A 19000-nucleotide genomic window follows, 5' to 3' on the forward strand; every position below is an offset into this window, starting at 1 on the left:
CCGTGGCGATCCTGCCCGGGTTCACGTTCACGCTCAGCAGCATAGCCTACGCCGCGGCGATAGGCCTGCTCAGCATGGGCCTCACGCTCACCTACCAGACGACTAGGGTGCCGAACTTCGCCCACGCAACCATAGCCATGATCGGCTCGGTCGCGACCCTGCTGGTCATCGACAGGATCCTCGGCGCGCAGCCCTCTTGGAAAGTCTTCATTCTTGGCCCACTCCTCGGCGGCGTCGCCGCCGCAGCGTTCAGCGTGCTCATGTACCTGGCGGTGCTCAAGCCGCTCGCGGCGAGGGGCAACACGATCACGGGCCTCATGATAGCGACGTTCGCGGTGGACATCATCCTCCTGAACCTGCTGACCCTCATACTCTACGAGACCCCCGGGAGGCACATCCCGAAGCTGATCGGCGCCCCCGTCGTCGGCTACCAGCCCAAGCTGAAGATCCTAGGCCACGTCGTGGACTCCTACACGGTTGTCCTACCCGTCACCGCGGTCATCCTCACCGCTCTCTTCCACCTATTCCTGACCAGGACGAGCTTCGGTGTAGCCATGAGGGCGACAATCGAGAACCCCTCCCTAGCCGGCGCGATGGGGGTGAACACGGACCTGGTCTACACCGTCTCATGGGCGATCAGCGGCTTCCTCGCCGGCGTAGCCGGGGCCCTCATGGCGTTCTCCTTCAAGGGCGTCGACCCCGCCGTCTCGGCCCTGGTGATAGTCACAGTCTTCGCGGGGAGCATAGTCGGCGGCCTGGAGAGCGTGTACTGGGGCCTCATCGGCGGCTTCCTGGTTGGGCTCGCGGAGAAGATTGGCACTGCAATCGTGAACAACGTGTACAGGGCGGTCTTCGTCACGCACCTCGGCTTCCCCAACGTCTCCCTCATCAACTACGAGAAGGTGATGAGCCTCAGCCTGGTGATACTCGTGCTCCTCTACGCCCCCAGGGGCCTGGCGGGCGTGGACTGGTCCAGGCTCGCCGCCAGGCTCGGCTTGAAGAGGCTCCCCTCGTGGAGGAGGTGAGGGGTGGATGGTTAACTGGTGGATATTCAGCGACGCGTTCCTCGTGAGCCTGCTGGCCTACGTGGTGGTGGCTGTCAGCCTCAACCTTGAGGCCGGCTTCACCGGGATTCCCAACTTCGGCAAGCACCTCTTCGTCTTCATTGGCGCCTTCACCGCCCAGGGCATAGGGGTGAGGGTGGCCGCGTGGCTCTACGAGAAGCTGAGGCCCGAGGAGGCGGCCCAGGCGCTGAGCGAGGTCTCCAGGCTCGTCCCCGGCGCCGCGCACTGGGGCAGCCTAGTCGACGCAGCGGCCGATACTGATGCCAACAGAATCATCATGAACAGCTACCTGAAGCCCTTCATCACGAGCCACGCCGCGGTGGAGGCGCTGCTGCTAGTGGTCCTGCTAGTGGTCACCGTGGCGCTCGCGATGCTCTTCGGCCTCATGGCGAGCTACGCGGCGCTCAGGCTCAGGGAGGACTACCTGGCCATACTCCTCCTCTCGTTCGCCGAGCTGATGGTGATGGTGGTCTTCTACCAGACCGAGAGCCTGAGCGGGGGCAACAAGGGCCTATGGGCGGTGACGTTCACCAGCAACCCGCTCAGGTTCGCCTTGATTGGCAGCGGAGTGCTGGCGGTGCTCGCCTACCTCTACGCCGAGAGGCTGGCGAACAGCCCGATGGGGAGGGCGATGAGGGCGGTTAGAGACGACGAGGTAGCGGCCGGCGTCTTCGGGAAGAACATTGCGGAGATAAGGCTGAAAGTCATAATGGTGGCCTCCGCGCTCGCGGGGCTCGCAGGCTTCTTCTACACCCAGGCAAACGCCTCCTCCGTGGCGATAGCGTTCAACAGGGTGGTGTGGACCTTCATCCCATGGGCCATGATTATACTGGGCGGCATGGCTAACAACCTCGGCGCAGTCCTCGGGGCAGTGGTCTTCCTGATAGGCAAGAGGCTCTTCGAGTACTACCAGGCGGCGATAGGGGTGGCGCTCCACATAGAGGCAGGCCTCGTCGCCAGCCTGCTGCCCAACATACTCATAGGCATCCTGATAATCATAATACTCTACGTGAGGCCGCAGGGGATAATACCCGAGAGGATGAGCAGGACGGTCGACTTCGAGAGGATAGCGGAGGAGGAGTTGGAGGGGCGTTGACCGGCAAGCCCTTGGGCGACGTGACGCTCGCAGTCCTGGGCGCCGGCAGGATAGGCCAGGCCATAATCAAGGCCACCCGCCACTGCGTCTCCAGGGTCATAGCTACGGGGAGGAGGAGGGAGACCCTCGAGGCCGCGGGGAGGCTGGGAGCCGAGGCGACGAGGGACAACGCGTGGGCTGCGAGGCAGGCGGACCTGATAGTCGTGAGCGTGAAGCCCTACCAGCTCCCCGCGGTCGCCCTCGAGATCCGGGGCGCCGTGGAGGGGAAGGTGGTCGCCTCAATAGTGGCGGGGGTGAAGCTCTCAACCCTCCGCCAGGCGTTTCCCGGCGCCGAGGTCTACAGGGCGATGCCCAACATTAACGCTTTGATAGCCAGGAGCACCACCGCCCTCGCCTCGGAGGGTAACGGGAGGGGGCCGAGGGCGTCGATGGTTGAGGCCCTATTCAAGTGCCTGGGGAGCGTGTACTGGATACCCGAGGAGTGGATGGACGCCTGGACCGCCCTCGTCGGCAGCGGCCCCGCGTTCATAGCCGAGATAGTCGACGCCCTCGTCCTCGGAGCGGTCATGACGGGGATGCCCAGGGACCTAGCGTACAGGGCGCTCCTCGACGCGCTAAAGGCGACCGCGGAGCACCTAGAGGAGAGGCCCACCCACCCCCTCGAGCTGAGGGACGAGGTGACCACACCCGCCGGCACGACCATCTACGGCCTCGCGAAGCTCGAGGCCTCAGGCGTCAAGGCAGGCCTCATGAGCGTGGTGGAAGCCTCAACCCGGAGGGGCGCCCAGCTCGGCGAGTCCATAGACAAGGCTGTGAGGGAGGCCCTCGAGAAGGGCCTGGGATCCCGGCGAGGCTAGCCCCAAGCGTTTTCGGCGGGTGAATTCAAACCCCTCCACGCCCCCTCTCGAGATAGGGGGCGGGCGGTGAGGTAAACCTCCGACTCCAACCCGGGGGGGAGGGGATCCCTCTCCCTCCCCGGGGTGGGGAGGCCCTGCGATGCCGAGCCCGCCCTCGGGGGCTTCTACGCCATCGCCTTCCTCCTCGACTGGAGGAGGAGGGTTGCCCTCTCGTCCCCCAGTCGCTCGGAGAGGAAGCGGAGCACCGCCTCGCCGACTATGAGGGCGGGGTCGACTGGGGCCCCGCTCCTTGCGAGCCTCTCCGCCTCCGCGAGGGCCTCGGCGACGACGTCGCCGAGGCTGGGGGCGCCTGCGGGCCTCGCCACCTCCTCCACCTCTTCGACGAGGCCCTGGAGGGCCTCCCTGTCCCCCATCTCAACCCCGTCGTGGACCGTGACCCCGTTCGACTCGAGGTCGAGCCTCACCTCCCTGGGGAGCCTGGCTCGCGAGACTAGGTGCATCCTCTCCGGCTTGAAAGTCTCCTTGTAGAGGAGGACGAGCCTGTGCTCCTTCACCCTCAGGCTCCTCGCCCTCCCCTCGGCTAGGGCCTCGACGCTCCTCCTGTCGACGCCCAGCACGTCCGCGAGGCCGTCCTCGAGCCCCCTGAGCCAGCGGGCCCTCCACTCCGCGGCACTCATGGGCTCCGCCAGGGGGCCCCTCAGGTCCCTCGAGCGCTCGAACCAGTCCGGGAGCTCCTTGCACTCGATGATCGTGTGGGGCCTGAGCACCGGGGGGTCCCGGTCGGGGGCGGCTATGTCGAGCACCCTCCCCGGGTAGACGAGTATGTCAGGGCGGAGGGTGGTGTAGAGCCTCCAGCTCCTCCTCAAGTCGCTGGAGTCCTCCCAGCCCAGGGGCCTGGGGGCCTCGAGGAACAGGCTAACCTCCCCCCGCGGGAGGCGGACGACGGCGTTCGGGGGTATCGAGCCGGAGCGCTGCCTCCCACTCCTCTCCAGGAGGACCACGCCCGTCTCGGGGTAGACTAGCCTCCCACCGCGCTCCCCGAGCCCCGAGAGTATGACGGCCAGCACCCAGTCCTGGTATATGCTCCTCAGGTTGGTCCTCAGGCTAGTCCTAACCGCCGCGGCCCCCCGCCGGGCGAGCTCCTCGACCCCCAGCCTCCCCCGGGCCAGGTCGAAGACGTAGTTGAAGAGCTTCTTCCTCAAGTGGAGCCTTGGGTCCTCGAGGAAGCTCCTAAGCTCCCTGGAGTAGCTCCACCCCGCCGCCCCCAGGAGCCTCGCCGCCCTGGACAGCTCAGCCTCCAGGATCCCCGCCCACTCCCTGGCCCTCTCAATCTCCCCCCGGCCAACCACCGCGTCGACGATCAAGTCCCTAACCTCGTCGAGAAGCCTCTCAGCCCCCGGCTCGAAGACGAGCCTCATACCATCAACCCTGACGCGCCGCCTCAACACCTCCACAAGAGCCGGGAGCCCCTCCAGCCCCGTCAACCCACGCAGCCCCCACATCTCGCAGGGCGATGAGCTCCTAAAAGAGGCAGCCGTCGAAGCCAGCGCCGAGCCCCCAGGGTGAAGTTAAGGCTCACACCCGGGATCCCTCCCCCAGCGGGGCCGGTGAGGCCTATGGCGGGGTGGCAACCCCCTCCCAGCCCGGGAGGGGATGGCCTACAGGCCGGCTGCCTGGCCGAGGCCCCCCTGACGGGCACCCCTCCTCCAGGCCCTTCACCCACGCCTTGGAGCGGGGCGCGCCGAGCCGCCTCCTGGGGGGATCCCGGAGGCCCTGAAGGGTTCAGCACCCGCGCCGGGGCCGGGGCCCCTGGGGCGTATTGGCGATGCATTATTACCCCCCTAAACTCCGCCCTGGGCCTCGGCGTTGAGAGGCCTCGAGGGCTGGGCGTTCGGCTGCGCCGTGGAGGTGCCCGGGTGGTGCCTGAGCTTGCCTCTAGGATTAGCGTTCTCGAGCTCGTCGGGTTCAGGGAGTGGACTGAGAGCCTTGGCCCCGACAGGGAGTGGATAATCCAGTCCGTCCAGGCCCGGGTCTACGCCCGCGTCCAGGAGGAGGCCGCGAAGCACGAGGCCATCGTGCTCCCGGCTAGGTACGACTACATGCTCATCCTCTCCAGCAACGTGGACGCCCGGGGGCTGAGGAGGATCCTCAGGGCCGCGGAGTCCGTGAGCCCCGTTCCCGTGAGGATTGGGAGCGCCTGCAGCTCCACCCCCCTCGCGGCGGAGGAGGCGGCGTTCAACCTGCTCCAGGACGCGAAGCCCGGGGGGCTGGAGTACGGGGGGTGCAGGAGCGAGGAGGCGGCGGCAGTCGCCCACGTAGACCTCAACGACGTCACGGGCCTCACCCTCAAGCTGGGGGCCTACAAGGCCTACCACATGATAGTGGAGCTCGTGGAGCGCGTTGAGAGCATGCTGATCCAGGCGGGGGTGATAACCCAGTACCTGGGCGGCGACAACCTCCTCCTAGTCCTGCCGCTCAACTCCGCCCGGGACCTGGCGAGGGAGGCGGTGAAGATCAGCGACCTCAAGGCGGGCGTGGGGGTGTCGAGGACCTACAGGCGGGCCATGGCCCTGGCGACGGAGGCGCTGAGCGAGATAAGGTCGGGGAGCGTGAAGGACAAGGTCTACTCGAAGATAGGCTAGCCCCCCGGGGGGCCGGCGCCGGCGTAATTAGGGCCCGGGGCCAACACCCCCTAGCCAGGGTGCTAGCGTGGCGAGGCGCAAGGGCTTCCCGGTCCTAGTCTGGTTCACCGAGGAGGAGTACGCGAGGCTATCGAGGGAGGCCCGGAGCGCGGGGTACGAGACCGTAGGCGACTACGTGAGGGAGCTAGCCCTCAAGGCCCTCGAGGCCGGCGGAGCCCCCGGTGGGGATGTGAGGAGGCTGGCGGACGCCGTCGCGAGGAGGCTTGAGAGGGTGGTGGCGGACCTCATCAACCCCTTCACGGCCAAGATCGACGAGGTCAACAGGAGGGTCGCCGAGCTCCTCGAGGCAGTCGAGGCCATCGAGTCCGCCGGGGGCGAGGAGGAGCCCCAGCCCCTGCCTCCCCCCGCGAGGCCGGCGAGGGCGCACGCGAGGCGCTCCACCGGCAGGGCGAGCGGCATGGACAGGCTCCACGAGGAGGGCGTGGTGTTCGAGTCCGACCTCCAGTGGCTCCGGGATCCCGGCCGCTTCTTCTCCAAGCTCCAATCCCAGGGGGCCAGGGTGCTCACCCTAGCCGGCGAGAGGGTAGCCGTGGACCCCTCATTCTGGGGGGAGTTCAAGTCGAAGCTGGAGGGGATAGGCGTCAGGGACCTCCTGGAGGCGGCGGCCCTGCTCAGGGCGGAGCTCGGCGGCAACAGGGGCGCGAGGGCGGCGAGGCTCCTGGAGAAGCTTGCCAAGGCCGGGCTGGCCTACTACGACGAGGAGCTGGGCCACTGGGTCGTCTCGGGCGAGGCGGAGGGGGAGAGCTAGGACCCCCCGCCCTCCCCCTTCCCTCCGCTCTTCACGCCGAGCTTCTCCTCCAGCCACTCCAGCTTCAGCTTCAGCCTCTTCAGCCTGGCCTTCGGCCTCCCCAGCACGCTGAAGCCGTGGCTGCCCGACTTGAAGATGACCAGCCTGGACTCGCCGCCGGAGAGCCTCACCGCTGCGTGCATGGCGAGCGCCTGGTCCACGAAGCACCTGTAGTCCTCGAGGCTGTGGATTATCAGGAGGGGGGTCTTCACCCTCCCCGCGTGGAAGGCGGGGCTGCGCTTCACGTACTCCTCCAGGTTGTCGAGGGGAGTGCCTCCTATCTGGTCGGGGTTGAAGTAGTAGCCGATGTCGCTCGCCCAGTAGTCGGCGACCCAGTCGGCCACCCCGTTCTCCGGCACCGCTGCCCTGAAGGCGTCGGTCCTAGTCACGATCACGTTGGTCATGTAGCCGCCGTAGCTTATCCCGGTCACCGCCATCCTCTCCCTGTCCCCCTTGAAGCGCTCCACCGCCTCGTTGAGCGCGGCCATTATCTGCTCGTAGTCGACCTCCCCGTACCTCCCCCTTATGTCGGCGAACTCCTCGCTGTACCCGTCGCTGCCCCTGGGGTTGGAGTAGACCACCAGGAACCCCCTGCTGGCGAAGAAGCGCATCTCGGGGTGGAAGTAGTAGCCGTAGAGCCCCTTCGGGCCGCCGTGGATGAAGAGGATCACCGGCTTCTCCTCCCCCGGCTTCGGGTCGATCGCCCAGGCGTCCACCTCGTCGCCGGCAGCCTTCACCCTGAAGTAGACAGGCTCCCGGAGGGAGCCCGCGTACTTCTCAGTGAACCACCTGTTAACCGTGGTGAGCTGCTCCCGGCCCCCGCCCTCGCCGGGCCTCTCCACGAAAAGCTCCGGGGGCCTGGTGGGGGTGGAGAGCCAGTAGGCCACCACGCCCCCGCGGGCTGAGGCGGCGTGGACGAAGGCGTCGCCCGGGGTGAGGTCCCTGAGCCTGTCCCTGCCCTCGACCACGGCGAGGACCGAGGCTCCCCTCCTGGGGTAGAGCAGTACCGGGCGGCCCTCAAGCTCCCCGGAGATGCGCCAGGCGTTCCAGTCGACGCCGCAGGTCAGGCACTCCACCCCACCCGAGGCCGGGTCGACCCTGTGGAGCCTCGCGTGGCTCGCCAGGCCTATAGGCCTCCTGTGCATGAGGGCGTACAGCTCCCCCCCGACGCAGCGGAGGGCCTCTATGGTGTAGCCCTTGAGGACCGTCCTCGCCTCCCCGCCCGGCTCCACCTCCTTCAGCGTGTGGCTCAGGGGATCCCTCCAGTCCTCGGCGACGGCATAGTACACCCTCCCCCGGCACGTGGTGAACGCTGCGAGCCTCCCCTCCCCGGAGGCGGCCTCCACGGGCCTCCCAGAGTCGAGGTCAACCGTGTAGACCGCGTACCCAAGCCCCGCCGTCACACCCGCGCCGTCCTCCAACGCCGGGAGGCCATCGGTTACGGCATAGTCGCCGTCGGGGTCCCACTTCCCCTCCAGGGGCTTCCTCGACGCGACCGCGAGCCTGTCGCTTGAGAGCCAGGAGAACGCCTCGACGCCGTGCTTGAACCAGGCTACGAGCCTCGGCCCGCCGCCCCTCCCGGCGACGTAGACTCCCATCCCCTCCTCCTTCTCCGGCACGTTCACCCTGCCCGCGAACGCCAGCAGCCGCCCCTCGGGCGACCACTGGGCACTGCCGGCGGCGTCGGCCTGGATGAAGTAGACCTCGCCGCCGCTAGTGTAGACCCTCACCTCGCTCAGGTACCTGTTCCTCTCCAGGTCCGCCCTCGCGAGGACCACGGCGACGTCGCCCCCGGGGGAGACGTCCACGGGCCCAGGCCTGGCGAGGAGGACAACATCCTCAGGGTCAATGGGCTTGAGCCCCACCACCCCAGCGCACCCACACTGCCCGTAGGCGCCCCGGGAATTAAAAGGGATTTCAGGGTAGGAGATACTGTAATCAAGTCGAGACTATTAGACCGCTATAAGTTATAACAGCATTGCGGTACATTCAATTTAATTTATGACAGTTTTATAGAAGTTTTAGTGGCGGTTTCAGTAATTGCCGAGGGGCCTCCGGGGGGAGAAGGGCGGGGGGCTAGCCCCGGGCCTCCCTCACGCCCTGGTAGCGGATCCTGACCACCCTCACCCCCGCCCTGGCGAGGGCGAGCTGGAGGGCGTAGTCGTCCGTCGCAGCCGCCACGTCGCCGCAGGCGTCCCGGTAGGCCAGGGCGAGGGCGAGCACCGAGAGGTCCGCCTGGCTCAGCCTCCCCAGCACCCCGGCCCTCCTGGCGGCGAGTCTCGCCCTACCCAGCGCCCCCGCCGGGGGGTCCTCGACCTCGAGCCTGCCGTACTCGATCATCCTCTCCAGGAGCTCCCTGGACTCCCTGTCCCTGACCTCCTCCACCACCGCCCTCGGGGCAACGTGGCGGGCGGGGAGCCTCAGGGGGAGACCGGAGAGCAGCGCCCCCGTGTCGTTGACCACCACCAGGCCGCCGCAGCCCACGGCGAGAGCCCTCCCGGGGATCCCTCTCCCAGGGGGCGGGGGAGGGTTAATGCGCTCCGGCCTCCCGGGAGGCGGGGTCTATGGCTTACCCGGGCCTCCTCCGGAGCCTGCTCGCCCTCAGCCCTATGGCTTGCTTGATGGCGTCTCCGATCGACTCGACGGTGGTCATGTGGGGCGCGATCCTCCACGCGGCCTCGCGCAGCGTGGAGCCCGACTCTATCTCCTGGACCGCCGCCGCTATCGCCTCTGAGGCGTTGGGGCCGGCGACGTGCACGCCTAGGATTGAGCCGTTGTCCCTCCTGTACACTATCTTGACTAGGCCCAGGCCGTCGTTCTCTATGCGCACCCTAGGGTTGCCGGCGAGGTTCAGCCTCGCCTCCCCGGCCGGGATCCCCTGCCTCCTCGCCTCCTCAAGCGTGAGCCCCACGCTCGCAACCTCCGGGTCGCCGAATACTACGACGGGCACCAGGGGCTTCCCGCGCGGGGCATCGATCCCCGCTATACCCGCCGCGGCCACGAGGCTCTCATACATCGCCTTGTGGGCTAGGAGCGGCGGCCCGGCCGCGTCGCCGGCGGCGTAGACGCCGGGGGCGGCCTGCTGGCCGGGGCCAACCCTTATGAAGCCCCCCTCCCCCACCTCGACCCCGACTGTCTCCAGGCCTATCCCCGCGGTCCTCGGCGCCCTCCCCACGGCGATGAGGGCGTAGTCGAACACCCCCTCCTCCCCGGCGACAACCGCCCTGACCCCTCCGTCGACGGGCTCGAGCCTGGCCTTCGCCCCGGTGTACACCTTGACGCCGGCCCTCCTCAGCCCCCTCGCAACCATAGCCGAGAGGTCCCTATCCATCGCTGGGAGGACGCGGCTCAGCGCCTCTACAAGCACCACCCTCGCCCCGAGCCAGGCGAGGGCGAAGGCCGCCTCGACCCCGACGGGTCCGGCGCCCACTATGACCACAGACTCGGGCGTCTCCCTGACGGCCTCGTAGAAGACCCTGTTATCCAGCACCCTCCCCCCGATGGGGAGGCCGGGGAGGCTCTTGGGGTCGCTCCCCGGCGCGAGGAGCACGCTGCCAGCCTCCAGCTCCCCGTAGCCCTCAACCTTAACCCTGACCCTCCCCCCGTCGCGGCCGGCGAGCCTCGCCCTCCCCCTGACTAGCTCGGCTCCGGCCGCCTCCAGCGCCGCCTCGACCCCCCGCCTGGTGGACTCCGCGGCCTGGGAGACCCAGCCCCACGGCCACCCACCGGGGGCCTCGACCCTCAGCCCGAGCCGCCTGCCCTCCCACACGACGCGGGCGGCGTGGAGGAGCGCCTTGCTCGGGACGCAGCCGTAGTTGACGCACTCGCCGCCGGGCAGGTGCTCCTCCACAACCGCGACCCTGAGCCCCCTAGAGGCTAGGGCGAGAGCCGCCGGGAACCCTCCGGGCCCGCTGCCGACCACGACGGCATCGTAGGCCGCCATCACCCAGCCACCACGTAGGCGCCCACCTTTTTGCCACGCGGCCACCGCTCGAAGGTATAAGTGCATTACAATAGCTATAATAGCCCCGGCTCCACCTAGGGTTTCTAGAGATCGGGTGAGGTGTTTAGGTTGAAAGGCACTATTCAGGCTATTCTTTTAATAATGCTGCTGGCGGTGTCGGCCGTCGCTCCAGCGGTGGCGGCGGCCCAGCCGCCCACGAGCCCCCCGGCGCGTGGGTGGGGCCACGGCCGCCCCGGGGTGACCCCCGCCTCCTACACTGAGGCCGCCACGATCGCCCCCGACGCTGTGGAGTCGAGGATCGCCGCCGTGGTGAAGCCGTCGCTCGGCGTTGAGGGCGAGGCCACCCTGGATTACGGGAACGAGACCCTCCACGCCGAGGGCTCGCTAACAGCCCCGATGCCCGAGTTGAACGCCACGGTCGAGGGCTACCTCAGGAACACGGTGAGCGGCGAGGCAGCCTACTCGAACGAGACCCGCAGGGGCGCCTGGGTGGAGAACATCTCAAGGCTGGAGGTCAGGTACCACTCGGAGTCCCAGAATGGCTCGACCCTCCTGGCGCTGAACCTGACGGGTGTCGTTGAGCGCGAGTTCGCCCCCGGCTCCTACTTCTACCAGCACCTGGCGCTCGAGGGCCCGGTGCACTACGAGTCCTACACGAACGCCACGGCGATCAACGTCACCTTCGACCTCGACCTGGACTTGTACCTGAACGCTACGAGGGGCGAGGAGGAGGCTAGCAGGCACCTCTGGGGCACGGTGACGGTGGACTTCAACACGGGGGTCCCGATGCTCGACCAGCAGTACGCCAGCGCCCTAGCGATGCTTGCGAATAACCTGATCACTAGGCTCGGCCTCCAGGACAACGTGACCGTCACCACCGACCTGAACGAGGGCGCGGTCACGATAAGCCTCGACCTCTACCTCTCCAAGCTAGCCGAGAAGCTGAGGGAGGGCCTGCCCGGGATCCCGGTCAACCCGCCCGGCCCCACCGCAGCGCTCGCTGAGAGGCTCGGCGAGCTCAGGGGGGAGGTTGAGGACGCCCTATCCATGTACGAGGGCTACGAGGGCAGCCTGAACGTGACCTACAACGCGGAGGTTAGCATGGAGTTCAACAACACCCTCGCGGCGGCGAGGTTCACGCTCGACGCGAGCGGGATCCCGGAGGACCTGGTGGGCGTCACGGCCCTCAGGCTCCACTGCACCCTGAGCCACAGCGAGGAGGAGAACACCACCACAGTCAACCTATCCTCCAGGGTCGAGGGCCTAGACAGCCCGGCCCCGGCGTTCTACAAGCTGGCCAGGCTGGCGAAGCTGGGCCTCTACCGCTTCGAGGAGGCCAGGGCCGAGTTCACCGGCGTCGACGGCGTCTCCTTCATAATCGAGCCCGGCAAGGAGGAGCTGAGCCACGTAGTCATCACGAGCGAGAACAGGACGCTGATAAACAGGCTCAGGCTCGTCTACAACGGCACGGTCTACGGCGTCGGCGAGGAGGGAGAGGTGGTAGTCAGGGCCCCGAAGGGCGGGGAGGCAGTGGTGCACCTCCCCGGGGCCAGGGGCAAGCTAGTCATCCACAACGCGGTCAAGACCGTCATAAAGGCCGGCAGGGGTAGGAGCGTAGCGGTGGCGAGGGAGCTGAACATAACCCTCAACAACACCCTAGGCCAGTTCAAGGTCAAGGTTAAGAACCTGAAGTTCAAGGGCCAGCTCGCCATCGCCACGCTGAAGCCCGAGGAGGCAGCCAGCCTGCTACCCGGCCAGCTTAGGAGGGCGGTCGCAGGGCCAGCGATCAAGGTCGAGGGGGCCCTCGAGGGCGGGGGCGAGGTCGAGATACCCCTAGCCAAGACCCCGAGGGAGCCCGCGCTCGCCCGCGTCCACCCCAACGGCAAGGTGGAGATCATCAGGAACGTGACTGTCGAGAACGGGGTCCTCAAGGCTACTGTTCCCGGCTTCTCGACGCTAGTACCCGTCGACCTAGCCGAGGCCGGGCAGCCGCCGAGCGAGACCACGACGACTACAACCACGACCACTACGACTGAGACGCTAACCACGTCCACCGCGACCCAGCCCCCGGCCACGACTCAATCCACGACAACCACCACAACCACCCAGACGCCAGGGGCGACCACCGCCACCACGGGAACCGAGGGGACCACGACCCACGCCACCGAGACCACGAGCGAGGCAGCCACCAGCGCCACGGAAACCGGGACGACCGAAGCCGCCGGGCAGGGCGGGGGCACAACCACCCTCATAGCCGCGGCCCTAGTCGTCTTAATCCTAGCCGCGGCCGCCGCGGCCCTCGCCAGGAAGTAGCGCCGCATCAACCCCCCGGAGGGTCGACGCCTCGGCCCCCGGTTTTCCACATTGTTTTTCATCGCTTCATATTACGGGGGCTCCTACCCCTCCTAGCGCGGCCCGCGGGAGGCGCTGGTTTTGCCGGGCGAGGCGTTGATCCACGCTAGGGGGCTGCGGAAGACCTACCCCGGCGGCGTCGAGGCGTTGAGGGGCGTGAGCCTCGACGCCCGCGGCGGGGAGGTCGTGGCACTCGTGGGGCCGAACGGGGCGGGGAAGACCACGACGCTGAGGATCATCGTCGGCCTCCTGAGGCCCGACGAGGGCGAGGTGAGGGTTGCAGGGTTCGACCCCTTCAGGGAGCCGGTTGAGGCGAGGCGGAGGCTCGGCTACCTCCCCGAGGACGCCGGGGTCTACAGGCGCATGACGGGGTGGGACTTCCTCCTCTTCACCGCCAGGCTCTACGCTGGGAGCGAGGCTGAGGCGTTGGAGATGGCCCGCCGGGGCGCGGAGATCTCGGGGCTCGGGGACGCGCTTAGGAGGCCTATGGGCGGGTACAGTAAGGGGATGAAGAGGAGGATCCTCCTCGCGAGGACTCTCATGACGGAGCCCGAGGCGGTAGTGCTAGACGAGCCGACGTCAGGGCTGGACGTGGAGCACGCGGTCGAGGTGAGGAGGGTGGTGAGGGAGTACGCCCGGAGCCGCGGGGCGGCGGTGCTCGTGTCGAGCCACAACATGTTCGAGGTGGAGTACGTCGCCGACAGGGTCTACCTGATAAGCTCGGGGGCCGTGGTCGAGGAGGGATCCCCAGGGGAGCTGCTGGAGAGGCACGGGGCCAGGAACCTGGAGGAGGTCTACATGAAAGTGGTGGGGAGGCGTGGGGAGGCTTAGAGTCCTCGCGGCCAAGGAGTTCAGGGAGCTCGTGGGGGAGAAGACGGTCCTCATCGGCATGATAGTCATGCCTCTGGTCATCTTCACCCTCCTCGGCGCGGTGGAGGGGGCTGCGCTGAGGCAGACCATCAGGGCCGCCGAGAAGCCCGTAGCAGCCATAGTCGCCCCGGCCCCTGGCGCCTCGGAGGCGGACAGGGCCCTCGCCCGGGCGCTCGCCGGGCTCCTGAACGCAACCTACGCCGAGAGCCTCCCGGCCGGCGGCCCCTGGGAGCTGCTAGAGGAGGGCTACAAGGCCGTCGTCGTGGTCCCCGCGGGGGCTTCGGGGAACCTCACCCGGGGCCTCCCGGCTCGGGTGCAGGTCTACGTCTCCAGGTCCACGCCCTCCTTCACCGAGGCTTCGGTGGCCCAGGCAGTGGCCCAGCGGGTGGAGCAGGCGGGCAGGGCTATACTTGCATCCATCCTAGCCCAGTACATGCCTGGGCTCAGGCCTGAGACGATCGCGTCGCCGCTGGTGGCCGAGACCGCGTACTACATGAGGGGGAGGATCCTCACACCGGCGGAGATGGAGAGCCTAACGCTCACAACCCTCTTCATCCCAATGGTCCTCCTAATCATGCTGCTCAGCGCCGCCCAGGTCGCGGCGACGAGCATAGGGCTGGAGAGGGAGGCCAAGACCCTGGAGATGCTCCTCACCGCGCCGGTGAGCCGGTGGGAGATAGTGGTCTCGAAGGTCGCGGGCACGCTTGGCGTGGCGCTCCTAGGCTTCGCCAGCTTCACTGCGGGGTTCCTCGTCTACTACAGGAGCCTGAAGCCCGTGCTAGCCGAGGGGGCCGCAGGGCTCAGCCTGGGAGTGCTCCCCGCCATCGCCCCAGCGCTCGCCGCGTCGCTCTACGTGAGCCTCATCCTAGGCCTAACCCTCGGCATGGCAGCCGGGGACGTGAGGGGGGCCCAGCTCGCCGCGAGCCAGGCCACGTTCATACTCATACTACCCTACTTCGCCGCCCTCATGGGCTTCACCCCAAGCATCCACGGGCCCGGCGCGGCCCTCCTCCTAGACCCCCTCTACCCCGTCTTCCAGGCGACGGTCTCATCCATAACAGGGGACGCCCAGGGGATCCTAGCCTCCTACGCAGCCCTAGCAGGCCACGCAGCCGCCTGGACAATCCTGGCCGCGAAGCTCTTCAACCCAGAAGCCCTCCTAACCGGCTACAACCTCAAAGCCAGGCTCCTCAAGCGCCGCGCGGCCCCGGCAAGGTAAGGCGACCCGCCCCGGGGAGCCGGCCGCGGCGTAATACCAGTTTAAAACTTAAAAATGTAGCAAAAACCCCGCTAGAGGGTTGAGGGGGGCAGAAAGGGGGGAGGCCGCTGGAGCCCCAGCGTTAGCTGGGGCCCGCTGGCGGCCTCCTTACCCCTCCTTCTCCGTCTTCTCCGACTTCTTGCTGCTCTTCTTCTTGCCCTTGGCCATTCCGGCGCACCGGCCCGCGCCTGCGCGCGGGCCGGCTGGCCCTACTCGCTCCTGGAGTATATTAAGGTATTGGGGGGCGTGGGCCTCGAAACCTTCATCAGAACCCTGGGATGGCCGGCCGCGCCTCCCAGCCGTGGCTGCGCTGCTTGGCTTGCTAAAACGGGGAGCGGCGGCTGGGCCTCCCTGGGGTCGGGGGCTTGGCCGGGGTCGAGGAGAGGCTTAGGAGGCTCCTGGGCGGGAGGGGCTTCAGGCTGTTCCTCGAGGGGCTCAGGGTGGCGGAGGAGACCGGGGATCCCGCGTGGCTCTACCACTTCCTCGCAGCCCTCCAGCCGGGCTACTACGGGGGCTCCACGCGGTACCCGCCGCCCCCGGGGGAGTACTACAAGACCCTCGCCGGGGCCCGGGTCGTGGAGCTGCCCGAGCCCAGGCTGGAGTCGGGCGTCGACGCCCTCGAGGCCGTCAGGCTGAGGAGGAGTAGGAGGAGCTACGGGGGGAGCCTCAGCCTGCAGGACCTGGGCGACGTGCTCTACTACAGCGTGGGGGTCACGGGGAGGGCCTGGTGGGGCGGCCCCAAGAGGGCCTACCCGAGCGCCGGGGCCCTGCAGCCCCTGGAGGCCTACGTTGCAGCGAGGAGCGTTGAGGGCCTGGAGCCGGGGGTCTACCACTACAACCCCGGCGAGCACGCCCTGGAGCTAGTGGCCCCAGGCGACTACTCCGAGAGGCTCGCCTGGGCGTCTCTCGGCCAGGAGCACGTCGGCGAGGCCCCAGCCGTGATAGCCCTCACCGCGGTGCTGCCCAGGACGGCCTCGAAGTACGGGTACAGGAGCTACCGCTACACACACATAGACGCAGGCCACGCGGGGGAGAACATCTACATCGCCGCCGAGGCCCTGGGGCTGGCGACCGTCGCCGTCGGGGCATTCTACGACTTCGAACTCTGCAAGCTGCTAGGGGCCGACTGCAGGCTGGAGCTGCCAATGCTCCTCTACCCGATAGGCCCGAGGCGCTGAAGCCCCAGCCCCACCGGGCCCCCAGGGCTCCACTGTGGCGGAGCGCGGGGGCCAGCCGGGGGGCGCAACGGTTAATTGCTTGAAAATCGGTGAAATAAATAAAAAATAAAGCGGGGAGGGCTCGGAGCGTTCCCCGGGGATCGCCTCTACCTCCTGGCGACGGCTACTGCCTCCTCTTTCTTCTCCTTCTTAGCCTGCTTCTCCTTCACGCGCTCCTGGTTGAAGCACATACCGCCGCACCCCTGCTGGGGGGTCTTGGTGCTGAAATCTCAGGCTCCTTCTAGCGGTTATTAACGCGTGTATAGAGCGTGGGCCCCGCACGCGCCCCTGGGGCTAGTAGGGTTTGCGCCTCCTCATTGAGACCAGTACTGCCCCGCCCGTGGTTTCCACCGTGTACTCGAAGACCTCGCCCATGAGGGGGTAGGTGCCCCTGTAGCCGTGGCGGCCCTCGCGCGACGCTGCGAGCGCGGCGGTGGCCTTGACCAGGGGCTCCACCCACCCGGCGCGCCGCGGCTGGGCCCCGGGCTTCCCCCGGGCCCTCCCCTTGAACGTGAACCGCGACCCCTGGGCGATTGCCAGCGAGGCTGAGATGAGGGCGGCTGCGAGAGCGCCGAGGGCACCCTCAGGCGCCGCGGCGAGGAGCACGAGCCCCAGGGCGCCTAGCAGGATCGAGGCTGCGAGCGAGGCGGAGCCGGAGGTGAGGGGGTTGAGCCAGGCCTCCGATGCCGCCTCGACGGCTTCCGCTAGGGCGTCGCCGTCCTCGAGGAGCCTGGAGGGGCTCGCGGGCACGGCGAGCCAGAGGGTCCTCCCCCGCCTCCCGGCCGCGGCCACTCCTCCCCCGGGCCTGTACTCGACCCTAACCCCCTTGACCCAGCGCGGGATCCCGGGCCGGCCCTGCAAGCAGTGGCACCACTCGCCGTCCAAGCATGCCTCGGGCCCGCGGGGGGTTAAACGGGGCGCCCCACCTTGGGGGGCTAGGCTTTCACCGCGTAGTACTCCCTCCTCGCCCTCTGGAGCCTGTCGAGGTAGCTCCCCTCCTTGTTCACCCTCGGCCTGCCGGTTTGCGGGTCCCTCCTCACCGTGACGCCGAGGTACTCGAGGAACGCGTTCATCCCGCGGGGCACCGGCTGGGGGCTGCTCGCCCTGCCGTGGACTCCGGGCTCGCCGAGGATCACGATCAGCTTGTCGCTTATCATGTCCTCGAGCATCAAGTCGTGCTCGACCACGAACGCGACCGCCTTCCTGGTCTCCGTCAGCCTCCTAATGATCTTGGCGACTGCGAGCCTCTCCTCCACGTCTAGGTGGGCTGAGGGCTCGTCTATCAGGTAGATGTCCGCCTCCCTCGCGAGCGCCGCCGCGATCGCGAGCCTCTGCAGCTCCCCGCCGCTGAGGCTCCTCGCCTCCCTGTCGAACAGCCTGTCCAGCCTCAGCTTCTTCACCAGCTCAACGTAGAGCCAGGACCCGGGGGCGAGGGCCTCCGGGTTCACCCTCCTCAGCAGCTCCTCAACCGTGACCCCCTCGGGGATCGCCTCGGGGGAGATGTACTGGGGCTTGTAGCTCACGGTGTAGTCGCCCAGGACGGCGACCCAGCCCCGCCTGGGCTCAAGCTTCCCCGCGAGCACCCTGATGAGCGTCGTCTTCCCTATACCGTTCGGGCCCACTATGCCTATGACCTCGCCGCCCCACGCCTCCCCGGGCTCCGCCTCGAGCGTGAAGCCGTCCAGGCGGACCTCGAGCTCCCCCCACTCGATGAGCTTCCTCTCCGCGCTGCTCCCGCCCGGCTCCCCCGTCTGGGGCCTCGCGAACGTTATCGGCTCCCTCCTGATCCTCATGTTCTCCGCGGGGAGGTAGCCATCGAGGAAGTAGTTGATCCCGTTCCTGACCCCGTAGGGCTTGGAGACTATCCCGTAGACCCCGGGCTCCCCGTAGAGTATGGAGACCAGGTCGCTCAGGTAGTCGAGCATCGCCAGGTCGTGCTCCACGACTATGAAGTACTTGTTCCCCTTCACCTCGCTCCTGATCAGCCTGGCGACCCTCACCCTCTCCCTGACGTCCAGGTAGCTGCTCGGCTCGTCGAAGATGTAGACGTCCGCGTCCTTGCTGAGCGCGGCGGCGACGACGAGCTTCTGCAGCTCACCCCCGCTCAGCTTCCTCACGTCCCTGTCCCAGAGCTTGTCGAGGCCCAGCTCCCCGGCGAGCTCCCTCGCCACGCCGCGCTCGTCCGCCCTCTCCAGCAGCTCCCCCACGGTGCCCTTGAGCCTCCTCGGGACGAGGTCGACGTACTGTATCTTGTGGGACACCCTCAGCTTGCCCTGGGCGAGCCTCTCAAGGTAGGGCTGCAGCTCGCTCCCCCTGAACCTCCTAATGATCTCCGGCCAGTCTGGCGGGTCGTCGAGCCTCCCCAGGTTCGGCTTGATCTCCCCCGCCAGGATCCTCACCGCCGTCGTCTTCCCAGTCCCGTTCCTCCCGATCAACCCGAGGACCTGGCCGGGCTTCGGCACGGGGAGCCCGTAGAGCTTGAACGAGTTCGGCCCGTAGCGGTGCACCGCCTCCTCCTCGAGCTCCTCGGGGAGGTTCACGATGCTGATAGCCTTGAAGGGGCACGCCTTCACGCAGAGCCCGCAGCCTATGCAGGCGTCCTCGTATATCACCGGCTTACCCCGGGCAGCCTCGTCCGCCTCGATAGCAACGCCCCTCCCAGTCTTGTTCACAGGGCAGACCCTGATGCACTCGTAGCTGCACTTCCTAGGCTTGCACGCCTCGTAGTCTATCACCGCCAGCCTAGCCATCCCCCAACCCCTCGAGCCCCCGGCTGGTCTCCCCCGAAGGGCGGGCTCCCTTAAAGTCGAGCCCAGGCAAGCCCGGGAGGGGC

At 67.9% G+C, this 19000-nt stretch carries 15 protein-coding genes; 9 read left to right on the top strand and 6 right to left on the bottom strand.

The annotated features are described in order from the left end of the window. The first annotated feature begins 2 nt into the window (after positions 1-2). The 3 genes from ACYQ3J_RS06625 to proC are packed head-to-tail and all read left to right on the top strand — an operon-like array spanning position 3 to position 3017. On the top strand, positions 3-1025 hold the full coding sequence (locus tag ACYQ3J_RS06625) for a branched-chain amino acid ABC transporter permease (RefSeq protein ID WP_460126033.1): 1023 nt from the start codon (positions 3-5) through the stop codon (positions 1023-1025). 7 nt (positions 1026-1032) lie between these two features. After that, positions 1033-2160: a branched-chain amino acid ABC transporter permease gene (locus ACYQ3J_RS06630; protein WP_460126035.1), complete on the top strand. Its 1128-nt coding sequence runs from the start codon at positions 1033-1035 to the stop codon at positions 2158-2160. Further along, on the top strand, positions 2157-3017 hold the full coding sequence (gene proC / locus ACYQ3J_RS06635) for a pyrroline-5-carboxylate reductase (protein ID WP_460126037.1): 861 nt from the start codon (positions 2157-2159) through the stop codon (positions 3015-3017). The genes ACYQ3J_RS06630 and proC overlap by 4 nt, the downstream gene beginning before the upstream one ends. Positions 3018-3181: 164 nt before the next feature. On the opposite strand, the gene ACYQ3J_RS06640 is transcribed toward proC, so the two are convergent. After that, positions 3182-4501, bottom strand: coding sequence for a hypothetical protein (locus ACYQ3J_RS06640; RefSeq protein ID WP_460126039.1), 1320 nt, complete (start codon positions 4499-4501; stop codon positions 3182-3184). A gap of 435 nt (positions 4502-4936) precedes the next feature. Between ACYQ3J_RS06640 and ACYQ3J_RS06645 the strand changes: the two genes are divergently transcribed. Beyond that, on the top strand, positions 4937-5659 hold the full coding sequence (locus ACYQ3J_RS06645; protein WP_460126041.1) for a GTP cyclohydrolase IIa: 723 nt from the start codon (positions 4937-4939) through the stop codon (positions 5657-5659). Between the two features lie 67 nt (positions 5660-5726). Continuing rightward, the gene (locus ACYQ3J_RS06650) at positions 5727-6467 is read left to right on the top strand and encodes a hypothetical protein (protein WP_460126043.1); all 741 of its coding nucleotides are present in this window, start codon (positions 5727-5729) and stop codon (positions 6465-6467) included. On the opposite strand, the gene ACYQ3J_RS06655 is transcribed toward ACYQ3J_RS06650, so the two are convergent. The 3 genes from ACYQ3J_RS06655 to ACYQ3J_RS06665 form a co-directional block, all read right to left on the bottom strand. Then, complete coding sequence (locus ACYQ3J_RS06655; RefSeq protein ID WP_460126045.1) at positions 6464-8374, bottom strand: prolyl oligopeptidase family serine peptidase; 1911 nt, start codon at positions 8372-8374, stop codon at positions 6464-6466. The two genes, ACYQ3J_RS06650 and ACYQ3J_RS06655, sit on opposite strands and share 4 nt — an antisense overlap. A gap of 208 nt (positions 8375-8582) precedes the next feature. Next, the gene (locus ACYQ3J_RS06660; protein WP_460126047.1) at positions 8583-8990 is read right to left on the bottom strand and encodes a hypothetical protein; all 408 of its coding nucleotides are present in this window, start codon (positions 8988-8990) and stop codon (positions 8583-8585) included. An 85-nt stretch (positions 8991-9075) separates the two neighbouring features. Continuing rightward, positions 9076-10449 (bottom strand): dihydrolipoyl dehydrogenase family protein, encoded by a 1374-nt coding sequence (locus ACYQ3J_RS06665; RefSeq protein ID WP_460126049.1) that lies wholly within the window; start codon positions 10447-10449, stop codon positions 9076-9078. A gap of 162 nt (positions 10450-10611) precedes the next feature. On the opposite strand from ACYQ3J_RS06665, the gene ACYQ3J_RS06670 reads away from it, so the two are divergent. From ACYQ3J_RS06670 to ACYQ3J_RS06685, 4 genes are all read left to right on the top strand, one after another. Further along, complete coding sequence (locus tag ACYQ3J_RS06670; protein WP_460126051.1) at positions 10612-12783, top strand: hypothetical protein; 2172 nt, start codon at positions 10612-10614, stop codon at positions 12781-12783. A gap of 120 nt (positions 12784-12903) precedes the next feature. Further along, positions 12904-13653 (top strand): ABC transporter ATP-binding protein, encoded by a 750-nt coding sequence (locus ACYQ3J_RS06675; protein ID WP_460126053.1) that lies wholly within the window; start codon positions 12904-12906, stop codon positions 13651-13653. After that, the gene (locus ACYQ3J_RS06680; protein WP_460126055.1) at positions 13640-14911 is read left to right on the top strand and encodes an ABC transporter permease; all 1272 of its coding nucleotides are present in this window, start codon (positions 13640-13642) and stop codon (positions 14909-14911) included. The genes ACYQ3J_RS06675 and ACYQ3J_RS06680 overlap by 14 nt, the downstream gene beginning before the upstream one ends. 404 nt (positions 14912-15315) lie before the next feature. Continuing rightward, a complete protein-coding gene (locus tag ACYQ3J_RS06685; RefSeq protein WP_460126057.1) occupies positions 15316-16128 on the top strand; it encodes a SagB/ThcOx family dehydrogenase in 813 nt (270 codons plus the stop codon). 333 nt (positions 16129-16461) lie between these two features. On the opposite strand, the gene ACYQ3J_RS06690 is transcribed toward ACYQ3J_RS06685, so the two are convergent. Next, on the bottom strand, positions 16462-17028 hold the full coding sequence (locus tag ACYQ3J_RS06690; RefSeq protein ID WP_460126059.1) for a hypothetical protein: 567 nt from the start codon (positions 17026-17028) through the stop codon (positions 16462-16464). Between the two features lie 74 nt (positions 17029-17102). Next, the gene (locus ACYQ3J_RS06695; protein WP_460126061.1) at positions 17103-18917 is read right to left on the bottom strand and encodes a ribosome biogenesis/translation initiation ATPase RLI; all 1815 of its coding nucleotides are present in this window, start codon (positions 18915-18917) and stop codon (positions 17103-17105) included. Positions 18918-19000 lie beyond the last annotated feature (83 nt).

The sequence above is a fragment of the Stetteria hydrogenophila genome, from assembly GCF_054657575.1.